Below are 11,801 nucleotides of genomic sequence, written 5' to 3'. Positions count from 1 at the left end.
TTGAAGATATTTTTAAAAAGAAAGGTGAAACTAATCACCTTTCTTTTTTTTATATAATTCTATCTATATCAGTCTAAGGGAACATTTAACCCCACTTTAGCTCTATTCATTACAACATGGGTTTTAAAGTGTTTTACATTCGTATTATTGAAAAATAATTTTCTCGTCAAAGATTCATAATGCGACATAGAGCTTACAATCATTATCAATATATAATCTGTATCTCCAGTAACATAATAGCATTGCTGCACTTCGGGGGTGCTATTAAATAAATTTTTTGCATCATCAAGGTGTTTCAAACTTTCTTCATACAATTCTAATTCTACTATCACTGTAATTGACTGCTTAATTTTTTCAGGATTTATAATAGACACATTCGATTGAATTACCCCTGATTTTTGCATCCGTTTAATTCTTCTTTGGACAGCAGGCGCAGAGAGGCTTATAACTTCCCCAATAACTTTTTGCGAAGTAGTATTATCTTTTTGAAGTATATCCAATATTGCTAGATCGAATTTATCTAAGCTATCCATATGCATTAAAATTTCATTTATATATTAAAATATGAAATAAAATTGCAAATACCTGCACAATTTCAATCAATATTAAAGATGAAAATGAAATAAATTTGCATTATAAATCAGTAAGATAATGTCACCCTATTTTATAAATCGCCCAGATAATCAAATGAATCAAAATCATACAAATCGGATTTTGATGGAAAACGATGCATTTGAATATCACCAGAATTTAGATTACTACACTCCTACTCCTTTACATAATCTTAAATGTCTAGCAAAGAAAACTGGTGTACAAAACTTATACATCAAAGATGAATCTATGCGCATGGGTTTAAATGCTTTTAAAGCTTTAGGTGCTTCTTATGCGATTCACAATGTATTAAAGTGTAAACCTGATATCGAGACTTTTTGTACTGCGTCGGACGGTAACCATGGTAAGGCTGTTGCTTGGTCTGCAAAGCAAAAAAAGAAAAAGGCAATTATATATGTTCCTTACGACACGTCTAAAAACAGAATAGAGGCGATTAAGACTGTTGGTGGAACTGTTATCCAAATGGATAAAAACTATGATGATACCTGTAAATTTGCTGCACAGATAAGCAAAGTATCTAAATGGGAATTGTTGCAAGATACTGCTTGGCAAGGTTATGAAGAAATACCAGCAATGATAATGGCAGGCTATTTAACTAGCCTAAAAGAGCTTGAAAATGAATTACATACATTGCCCAAACCCAAAATTGACATCGTGTTTATACAAGCAGGTGTGGGTAGCTGGGCTGCTTCTGCTATTTGGTATTACATGAATCGATATGGTAGAAACAAGCCCCAAATAATTATTGTGGAACCTAATGAGTCTGATGGCATTTTCAATTCATTTTATAAAAATAGAAGATCAAACTCATCTGGAAATGGCCGTACAATTATGGCAGGTCTAAATTGTGGAATACCTTCATTAAGCGCTTGGGAAATAATTAAACATGGTGTAAATGCTGTTATAAAAATCCCTGATGATTATGCTGAAAATGCTATGCGTAAGCTATATTACTCCGAAGGTGATGACCCAAAAATTATCGCCGGTGAATCTGGAGTTGCCGCATTTGCAGGATTTATGGCTTTAATTCAAGATATTAAATATAAAGGTTTAAGAGATTATTTTGGGATAAATGAAGAAACCAATATCCTTTGCTTCAACACAGAAGGAGCAACTGATATAGACGAATTCAATAAAATTATAGGAATCAACGCTAATTAATTTTTTTAAAATAGTAAACATGCAAAACCCTTTTCAGCTAACAGAAACTCAAAAAGAAAACCTCATCTCATTTGCACAAGAACTGGTTCGAATTAAAAGTTATTCAGGACAAGAGGAACTAGCCATAAAACTTGTTGAGAAGAAAATGAAAGAACTTGGTTACGAAGAGGTGAAGATTGATTCAATGGGTAACGTTGTTGGTAGAATTGAAAGTGGAGAAAAAATAGTGATGTTCGACTCGCATGTAGATACTGTAGAAGTTAATGATGAAGATGAATGGGACTTCCCTCCTTTTGGTGGAAACATTGTTAATGGAAAACTACAAGGTAGAGGTTCTGTTGATATGAAATCTGCAGCAGCAGCTTCTGTTTTTGCTGCTGCATTAGCTAAAAATACCGAGTTTATAAAAGATAAAACCATTTTGGTTTCTTGTACTGTTTTCGAAGAAGACTGCGATGGAGAAAACTTAAAATATCTTTTTAAAGACCTTGATATCAAACCTAATTACATGGTGATTTGTGAGCCTTCTGGAAATTTAATTACACTGGGACATAAAGGAAAAGCCCAAATTAAAATTAAAACACAAGGTATATCTGCCCACGGTTCGGCTCCAGATAAAGGAGTTAATGCTGTGTATGAGATGGCTGAAATAATCCAAAGAGTTGAAAAACTTAATCAAACATTACCAGAAATAAATGGAGCTAAAGGGACTATTGTACTTTCAAAGATTTCAAGCAAAAGTGCTTCACTAAATGCCGTTCCTACTGAGTGTGAAATTTATTTGGATAGAAGGATGGTTTTAGGTGAAACTAAAGAAGATATTGCTAAAGAAATGGATAAACTTATAGTAGGGAAAAATGCTACTTGGGAAGTAGGTACACTTTATAGAACTAGCTGGACAGGTCTAGAATTTAGCTACGATCCTTTACACCCAGCATGGAAAATTGACGAAAACCACGAATTAACACAAGCTTGTGTTTCTGCCTATAAAGATAATACTGGCAAAACCGATGTCCCTTTTGAGTTCTGGGATTTTAGCACAAACGCAGTCACTCCTGTAAGCATGGGAATACCAACAATTGGTTTTGGACCAGGGGAATATAAACTGGCTCACATGCGCAACGAACAATGTGAAGTAAGCCAGATTATAGATGCCTGCTCATTTTATCTAAGATTAATATCAAAGTTGTAAAGTCAAACTTCATCACTTTACAACTACATGCTGTGTACTTGAATTGATTTCGTAAACACTGGCTTTGTCATTGTTTCTTGTGACAATGATTTTATCACTGCCATTTTTGAATTTTAAGACTGCCATATCTCGAATATCACCACCAAGCGCAAGTTGAGAATTTGTTTTATAAACTTGTGGTTCACCACTATCAAATTTCAGAAGCACACCTTTTGAGGCATCACTACTACCAAACTCTACTCTGTATGGATAAAAGTTACCAGCAGCTAAAATCTCATTAGCTCCATCGCCATCAAAATCGTGTTGCACAAATGCATTGATCATAGATATCTGAGCCATTTCAGGTAGCGGTTTTAACTCAAGTTTACCATTTCCCTTATTTTCTAATACCGCAGATTCTAATGTATAAGCTGTCAATTTGTGAGCTTTATCCAATTGTTCTTTATTCAATACATCTTCGATAGTTGCATCTGCATAATCTGCATATTTGATAAATTTCTTTCTCAAAATTACAGCTTGCTCTAATAATTCATCTCTACTTGGCAAAGGATAACTCGTGCCTTGAACGTAAGAACACAAAATTGGGTCAACTCTGCCATCTTTGTTAATATCCAAGGCAAAGCATGTAACGGGTTGCTCAAGTGAAACATTTAATTGGTTATTTGTACCTGCATTGCCTAATAAAAAGTCTTGATCTCCGTCACCATCAACATCTAATGCAGTTATACTTGTCCACCAGCCATTGGTCTTTCCTAAATTGAATTGATCAGAAACATCTGAAAAGTTTTTACCCGCATTGTTTTGATAAACCTTAACAGGCATCCATTCACCCACTACTATTAAATCTGGCCAAGTATCATTATTAATATCTGTCCAAAGTGCATCGGTCACCATGCCTAACTTTTGGTTTCCATCGAAAACATCTAATCCGATATCGGTGAAAACTAGATTTCCTGTTGCATCTGTATCATTCTTAAAGAAATGACTTTCTGGAATATATGGATAATTTTCTGGAGTTAACCTACCTCCAACAAATACATCTAGGTCTCCATCTTTATCAAAATCTACTGCCACTGCACAACTTCCACTGGTAGTGTTATTAGGTAAACTTGTCTCTGCTTTTGAGAAATTACCAGCGCCATCATTCAGATATAATCTATCTTGGTAAAACTGATTCTTGAATGTAAATTCATTCCCACCACTCACTACATATAAATCCAAATCACCATCAGCGTCGGCATCAAAAAATGAAGCTTCTATATCTTCAGAGATGTGATCTTTTTCAGCAAGAGTGAGTTCACCATTTATAAAAGTGCCATCATCATTACCTAAATACAACTCTCCCGCTTGTCCTGCTGCTCCGCAGAAATACACATCATCGTTCCCATCTGCATTTACATCGGCAACTGCCAACTTACCTCCCAATTTAGATAACTGGTACAACAATAACCTTTCAGCTTTAAAGTCAACATAAGGATTTTCTTTGTGCTTAAAGTTAATTCCTGAAGCTTTAGTAGCGTCTCCTAATAGGTAAGATTTAATATTTTGATCATTTTCATTTTTTGCTAACAGTTTGCCTTCTGCTTGCTCGACTTTTAAAACTTGATTCGTTTTTACATCATTTAAAACAGTAGTTTTACCATCTGGCCATTCTATTTTAAGTTCATCAATTGATGTTGCTTTTCCCAAACCAATTGTTAAAACTGGCTCAATTGAAGATTGATATCCCCTTGTATAATATGCTTCGTAAAATAAATCCTTATCTGCGAGTTTCAACCAAACTTTAGAACCAATTGCTTTTGTATTTTGCCCTTCTCCTTTTAAATCGAGCTTGAGGTAATTATTTGTATTTGTTTTTTCTTGTTGATTTTGATAGATGCTCACTTCGTCTCCCAAATTACAAACTACCAAATCATAGTCGCCATCATTATCAAAATCTGCATAGGCTGTTCCATTTGAGATGGTTTGTTTATCCAAACCCCAATTTACCGTCTGGTTCGTAAACTTTACCCCATCTGTATTACTGAATATGTAATTGCTCACTTTGGTAGATGGCATTTGATGGATAAGCTCCAACATATTTACATCTTTAATGTTACTATTAGATTTACTTGCTTGCTCATTCACAGTATATTTTACAAAATCAAGATTTGTAAAATCACGATAATAACCATTGGTGATAAAAAGGTCTTTTAATCCATCATTATCAAAATCTAGCAATAAACTAGACCAGCTCCAATCCGTATTAGATATTCCCGAAAACTGAGCTATTTCACTGAAATGTGGTAAGGTATCTTCAAAAAAACCTTGATTCAATTGTAAGGTATTTCTCATGTATTGATGATGATACCCACTATCAACTGCCATAGTATGCTTGTCGAAATCATCTGGACCTTTTAGTAATTTTTGTCTACGATTGTCTTCTGGTAACATATCCGCTACAAAAATATCTTGCAAACCATCGTTGTTGATATCTGCAATGTCAGAGCCCATTCCATATTTAGAAAGATGATCGAAGATGGTATGAGAAATTTCTTTAAATGATCCATCTTTATTATTAATGTAACAGAAATCTTGTTCATCGTAATCATTCGTTACATATATATCTGGCCATCCATCTGCATTTAAATCTGAAATAGAAGCACTTAAACCAAAGTTTAACCCACTACCATGTATACCTGCTTCTTCACTTACTTCTACAAATTTCCCTTGCTCGTTTTTGAAAAGTTTATTCCCAAAATAAGGATGCCTTAAACTTCTTAACCGCTTTACATTATAAAAAACAGAGTAAAACATGTTGGCGTGATTCAGCAAAAACATATCTAAATCTCCGTCTTTGTCATAATCGAAAAAGTAAGATTGTGTAGAGAATGTTCCGGGAGCTTCTAAACCATAACTTTTAGCACTCTCAGTAAATGTTGGTACTCCACCGGGCTCACATCCATTGTTGATGAACAATTGGTTCATTCTATCTGGTTGATCTACAATTACTGGCTTGTTATATCCCTCTCCTTTTGCATTACCAGAATAACATAAATAAATATCTAACCAACCGTCTGCATTGATGTCTACTAGGTTCACACCAGTTTTCCAGTTGTTTCTACCTGCTGTTTTTGTCTCTTGCGTAACTTCTTTAAACTTAAATTCTCCTTGGTTCAAATACAGTTTGTTAGGCACTGTATTTCCAGAAAAATACATATCAGCCAAACCATCATTGTTCAAATCGCCTACTGCCACACCAGAACCATTGTAGGTGTATTCGTAGGTCATAATGTTATTATGTTCGGTTTCAATTATCTCATTTGTAAAGTGTACACCTGTGTGACTCGATGGCATTTCTTTAAACATCTTGTCTTCCTCACAACTAACAAACAGTAATACCCACAAACAACTGATTAACCTAAATAAACTTGATTTGCCCATAATTGAGATGGCTGTATTTTAAAGTGAATGATTTGCGATAGTTTAACCTACCTGCAAATGTATTTATACTTTGTTAATGATTAAAATTATGATATGCTATTAATGATAGTGAAGTGCTGTTGAATTGATTCTGATAGTAAAAAAATCTCCAGCCACCAAAGAAAGCACTAAGAGGTAGCTGGAGATAATAGATAGTAATTAGCTATTTAAAAGTGAAGATTCACATTTTCTTATTGGTAGCCAGGATTTTGTTCAAGTGAATTTCCACTTCTTTGAACTTCATCAATTGGAATTGGTAAGAAATACATTCTATCTTCCCACACTTTAGTGTCGTCTGTAATTAAATCGTAACTATAGACATAATCATCACCATCTTTGTAAACATTTACCCCAGTAACAGTTTCAGAAAACTCTTCAGGAGCAATAGTCCATCTTCTTACATCAAAGAATCTATGATCTTCTAACACCAACTCTACTCTTCTTTCATTTCTGTATCTCTCTACTAATTCTTCGCCACTCACTGTTAAAGGAGGCATTCCAACTCTTTCTCTAACTTCATTGATTGCTGTTCTAGCTTCACTCTCATTGCCTAAAGCAATTTGTGCTTCAGCATAGTTAAGATAGAATTCTGCTTTTCTGAATATGATCCATGGACCAGTGTTACCAGAATATTCTCCTTCGTCTTCTTGCACCCACTTACGGAAGTTATATCCTGTTCTTGATGCATTATGTGCAGAAATTGTAGAGTAACGAGAATCTTTACCTGCTAATGCAGAATTGGTAGGATCATTTATATCTAAAAAGTACTCATATTCAGCATCTTTAAAAGGAGCTCCATTATAAAGAATGGTTTGGTAGAATCTTGGATCACGGTTAACATAAGGATCTTGATCATCGTAACCTGATTCTGGGTTTGAAGGTAAGTTACCATTAGTTAACTCATAACTATCTACCAAATCTTGAGAAGGAGTAGTATTAGCCCAACCTCCATTACTGTTTGGAAAAAGCCAAGTATTTACTCCATAACCTTGGTTATTTACTTCTGTGAAATATCTTGAAAAGATTGCTTCTTCAGTAAAGTCTGCAGTAAATAACTCACCGTAGGCATTTGGATTATCAGCAGCTTGTACTAAAGAAACTGTTGATAATTCCATAACAGCTTGATTAGCATCGCTAGCTGCTTGCCATCTAGACATGTCTCCTTCTTCATTATATAATGGACTAGCAATGTATAATAAAGTACGTGCTTTTAGAGCCATTGCTGCTTCTATTGAAGCTCTACCTAATTCGTAATCACCATCAGCAACAGATAATAATTCTTCGATTGCTAAGTCACATTCTTCAACAATAAAGCTAGCTATTTCTTCTGATGAGTTTCTTGAAACTGCCATATTTTCATCATCTAGCTCAAATGTAGTTGTAATCAAAGGAACACCACCATACCATCTTAATAGATCGAAATAAAGAAATGCTCTAATAAACCGCATTTCACCATCCATCACAGAAAGTGCTTCTTCATTTATTTGAGAATCTACAGTTCCTTCAAAATAAACATTTGTTCTTCTAATATAAGCATAAGCAGTTGCCCATAAGCTTCTAGTGATACCTTCACCATTACTTGGGTTTACTTCTGCTCTTGTATAGGTTTTAATAGTACCCTCTGCACTACCATGCTGATTAAAAGCATTATCCGTTAGTCCATCTGTTAATGAGTTTTCATTATCAAATGGATGACGAAAACCTCTATAAGTTCCATTTACATAATTCCTTAATAAGGCTTCATCAGCGAAAACGTCTATTTCGCTATAACCATCTAGTGGTTTTGTATCTAGTATATCATCAGAACATGAAGCTAATACTGACAATACTGCGATCAGATATATATATAATTTTCTATAATTCATATTAGCTAGGGATTAAAATGTTAGGTTAAACCCAAAATTTACACTTTTTGTATGAGGGAACTGCCATCCTTCTATGTTTACACTTTCAGGGTCTGTTAACCCATCTTTCTTCAGGCCATCAAAAGTTAATAGGTTATATCCGTTTACATATACTCTTACATTTTGGAAACCTATTTTAGTTACTAAAGAAGTTGGCAATGAGTAACCAAGCTCTATGTTTTTAAGACGAAGGAAAGAAACATCTCTTAACCAAAGGTTATTTAATCTATCATTAGTTGTACCTCTGTTAAAAGCTGGTAATGAAGCATTAGGGTTATCTTCTGTCCAAGCATTTTCTAAGAAGTAAGCCAATGCATTATTACCATTGTTAAAGGTATATCTTAAGTATTGAGATACTCTAGCTTGACCTTGAAACAATGCGGAAAAATCGAATCCTTTATATTGTAGACCAAGATTAAAACCATATTGCAACTGTGGAATATTTGTACGTTCTTCTCTAATTCTATCACTTGTATTTAATATTCCATCTCCGTTTACATCTCTAAAGATTGGATCTCCAAGTCTTGTACCTTCTAAACCTGGGTAGGTATCTAAATCTTCTTGCGTACGATAGATTCCTATATAATCATATACTAAAGATGAACCAATTGGGTGCCCTTCTCTAGATTGATAATCTTCTGGATAAAGACCTGCCTCATCCATAAAGATGATTTTGTTTCTTGCATAAGTAATATTTGAACCTATGTTAAAATTAACTGGACCAATCTTATTTCTATAAGTTAATTGAGCATCAAAACCTTTATTCTCAACTTCACCTATGTTTTCGTCAGGTAATATTAAACCTGTATAATTAGGTACAGTTACATTCCTTGCAGTTAAGATACTTTTTCTATTTTCAAAGAATACATCTAATACAAAACTTAATCTATCTTCAAAGAAACCTGCATCCAATCCAAAGTTAGTCGTGTTTTTAGTCTCCCATGTAATAGCTGGGTTTGGAGCCACACCAGGAATCAATACATTTACGTTTGCTCCATCGAATACATAACCACCATTTGCTGCTCCATAACTAAATAAGTTTAGGTATTGAAAACGACCAACTCTATCATTACCTAATTTACCCCAAGAACCTCTTAACTTTAAGCTACTTATGACAGGTACATTAAAAAATGATTCTTCAGAAATTCTCCAACCTGCAGATACTCCAGGAAAGAATCCAAATCTCTCTCCACTTGGGAAAATATCAGATCCATCATATCTAAAGTGGAATTGGAACATATATCTGTCTTTTAATGTATATGCTACACGACCAAAGTAGTTTTGTCTAGCACTTTGCGCAGCCCATCCATAATTAGAATGATTATCAGTATCTGCACTCCCTGCAAAGATTTGATCAATTTGATCTGATTCAAAGCCTCTTCTTTGTACCCAGAAGGTGTCTGCTTGAACTTTATTCTGCTCGTATGCCATAAAAGCAGCAATGTTATGATCTCCAAACTGACGTTCATATTTAATCTTAGCATGAAGAGTAATAGATTGGCTATTTTGATCATCTTGTCTTAAATATGTATCACTTTGAGAAGGACCTCCTTTTTGTTCTTCAGGAATACCATCACCATCTAGATCATCATAAAATGAATACTGTTGGAAGAAATGTTTTCTTTGTCCTGTGAAAATATCAATAGCGGCAAAACCGTCAACTGAAAGACCTTCTACACCGGGGATATCATATTCTGCTTTAAATGTACCATTAAATACATCTCTGTCTTGAGCTAAATAACCTGGACCTTGTGCTATAGCTAATGGGTTTTGATTCTCTCTACCTCTTGCTGGTAAGCCATCTATAGTAGCAGGAATAATCGGAGCAGATCTAATTGTACTTCCGTAGATTGTAGCATCTTCATATTGTAACCAATTTCTATCTTCTCGTCTTCCAGCTAGATCAAATCCAATGTTTAATCTTTTAGATAAATTAATATCAACATTTGAACGAATGTTATACTGTCTATACTCAGTAATGTCATCGTCAGTAACCAATCCATTTTGGAAAGTAGTACCAGCAGAAAGGAAGTAAGTAACAACATCAGTACCACCACTTACTGTTAAACTATGTCTGTTTTGTAACGAGTGGTTTTTATAAACTTCATCTAACCAGTCGGTACTTGGTTCAGCACCACTTTCGTAAGCTGCAATTTGCTCATCTGTATAAATCTCACCTTGACCTTGTTGAACGCTCCAAGCATTTACACTCTTTGTATAAAGTGCTGCATCTGCCAACTCCATTTTTCTGGTTGGGCTTACAAATCCTTGGTTAAAACTATATTTAATACTTGGTTTGCCAGTTTTACCTCTTTTGGTTGTAATCAAAATTACACCATTTGCAGCTTGAGCACCATAGATAGCAGCAGAAGCATCTTTTAGCACAGTCATAGACTCAATGTCGTTAGGGTCTATCCTAGAAATACCATCTCTATTAGCAACACCGTCAATTACGATAAGAGCCGCATTATTTCCTGTAGTACCCATACCACGAACATACACAGAAGCCTCATCTCTACCAGGTTCTGAGTTTGTTTGGTTTACAATTAAACCAGGAACTCTACCAGCCAAAGCATTCGATACAGAAACTGCTGAACTTTTAAGAATTTCTTTACTTTCGATTTGAGCAATAGCACCAGTTACTTCCTTTTTTTCTTGTGTTCCATAACCAACTATTATAACTTCTTCTAACTGTTCAGTAGAAACTTGTAATATTACATCAATTTCCGTTTTACTTCCAACTTCTATTTCTGAGGTATTGTAACCAATAAAACTATATTGTAATACATCTCCCTGATTAACATTTAAGCTATAATTACCATAAATGTCTGTTGTAGTACCTTCGTTAGAATCTTTAATAAGAATACTTACTCCTGGAAGAGGTTCATTACCATCAGAACCTGTTACAGTACCAGTAACTCTTATTTGTACTGCCTCTATTTCTTCTACAACTTTATCATTGTTTTTATCTCCTTCAGGTGCATTGGTTACATAAATGCTTCCATTTATTCTCTTAAACCTTAAGTTGGCTTTAGAAGAAAGTTCTGAAAGGATATTGTATAATGAATTTTGATTTCCAGAGAGTTCTATCTTCTGTGATTCATTAACAATAAAGTTGTTGTAAGAGAAAGCGAATTCAGTTTCTTTTTCAAGAAACTTAAAAATTTGTTTAAGGTCTTTACCATTAAAATCGTAAGACAAATAAATCTCGTCAAGCTTTTTTTCTGTTTGCGCATTGCCAGGACCAGCTAACAACATGCCCGCAAAAAATATCTGAAGGGTGAGACCATAAAGTAGATATTTCGACATGACCCAAATTTGTTGTAGAAACTTCCATTGCATATATTTACCTAAGTTTTTGGTGAAAAAAAATAAATCAAAAGCTACCCAAGGGTATCCAGACTCTGCGCCAACGGAATGCATGGATACCCTTTTTTGTAGATGTTTTTAACCTTATTAATCTAATTGTT

The 11,801-nt window shown here is 34.5% G+C and carries 6 protein-coding genes; 2 read left to right on the top strand and 4 right to left on the bottom strand.

Features of this window, described 5'->3' with window-relative positions:
• Window positions 1-68 precede the first annotated feature (68 nt).
• A complete protein-coding gene (locus OQ292_RS20830; RefSeq protein ID WP_431733777.1) occupies window positions 69-539 on the bottom strand; it encodes an Lrp/AsnC family transcriptional regulator in 471 nt (156 codons plus the stop codon).
• Between the two features lie 112 nt (window positions 540-651).
• On the opposite strand from OQ292_RS20830, the gene OQ292_RS20825 reads away from it, so the two are divergent.
• Both OQ292_RS20825 and OQ292_RS20820 read left to right on the top strand, forming a co-directional pair.
• A complete protein-coding gene (locus OQ292_RS20825; RefSeq protein ID WP_348970639.1) occupies window positions 652-1,773 on the top strand; it encodes a diaminopropionate ammonia-lyase in 1,122 nt (373 codons plus the stop codon).
• Window positions 1,774-1,792: 19 nt separating this feature from the next.
• Window positions 1,793-2,965, top strand: a complete 1,173-nt coding sequence (locus OQ292_RS20820) for a YgeY family selenium metabolism-linked hydrolase (protein ID WP_284686360.1) — start codon at window positions 1,793-1,795, stop codon at window positions 2,963-2,965.
• A gap of 12 nt (window positions 2,966-2,977) precedes the next feature.
• Here OQ292_RS20820 and OQ292_RS20815 read toward each other — a convergent pair whose 3' ends face one another.
• The 3 genes from OQ292_RS20815 to OQ292_RS20805 form a co-directional block, all read right to left on the bottom strand.
• Window positions 2,978-6,388: a VCBS repeat-containing protein gene (locus tag OQ292_RS20815; protein ID WP_284686359.1), complete on the bottom strand. Its 3,411-nt coding sequence runs from the start codon at window positions 6,386-6,388 to the stop codon at window positions 2,978-2,980.
• 230 nt (window positions 6,389-6,618) lie between these two features.
• On the bottom strand, window positions 6,619-8,292 hold the full coding sequence (locus OQ292_RS20810; protein WP_284686358.1) for a RagB/SusD family nutrient uptake outer membrane protein: 1,674 nt from the start codon (window positions 8,290-8,292) through the stop codon (window positions 6,619-6,621).
• Window positions 8,293-8,304: 12 nt separating this feature from the next.
• The gene (locus OQ292_RS20805) at window positions 8,305-11,754 is read right to left on the bottom strand and encodes a SusC/RagA family TonB-linked outer membrane protein (protein WP_284686357.1); all 3,450 of its coding nucleotides are present in this window, start codon (window positions 11,752-11,754) and stop codon (window positions 8,305-8,307) included.
• Between the last annotated feature and the right edge of the window lie 47 nt (window positions 11,755-11,801).

It is taken from the genome of Chondrinema litorale (assembly GCF_026250525.1).
In the GTDB taxonomy this organism is placed as follows: Bacteria; Bacteroidota; Bacteroidia; order Cytophagales; family Flammeovirgaceae; genus Chondrinema; species Chondrinema litorale.
This window is presented reverse-complemented; position numbering and strand designations above follow the sequence as displayed.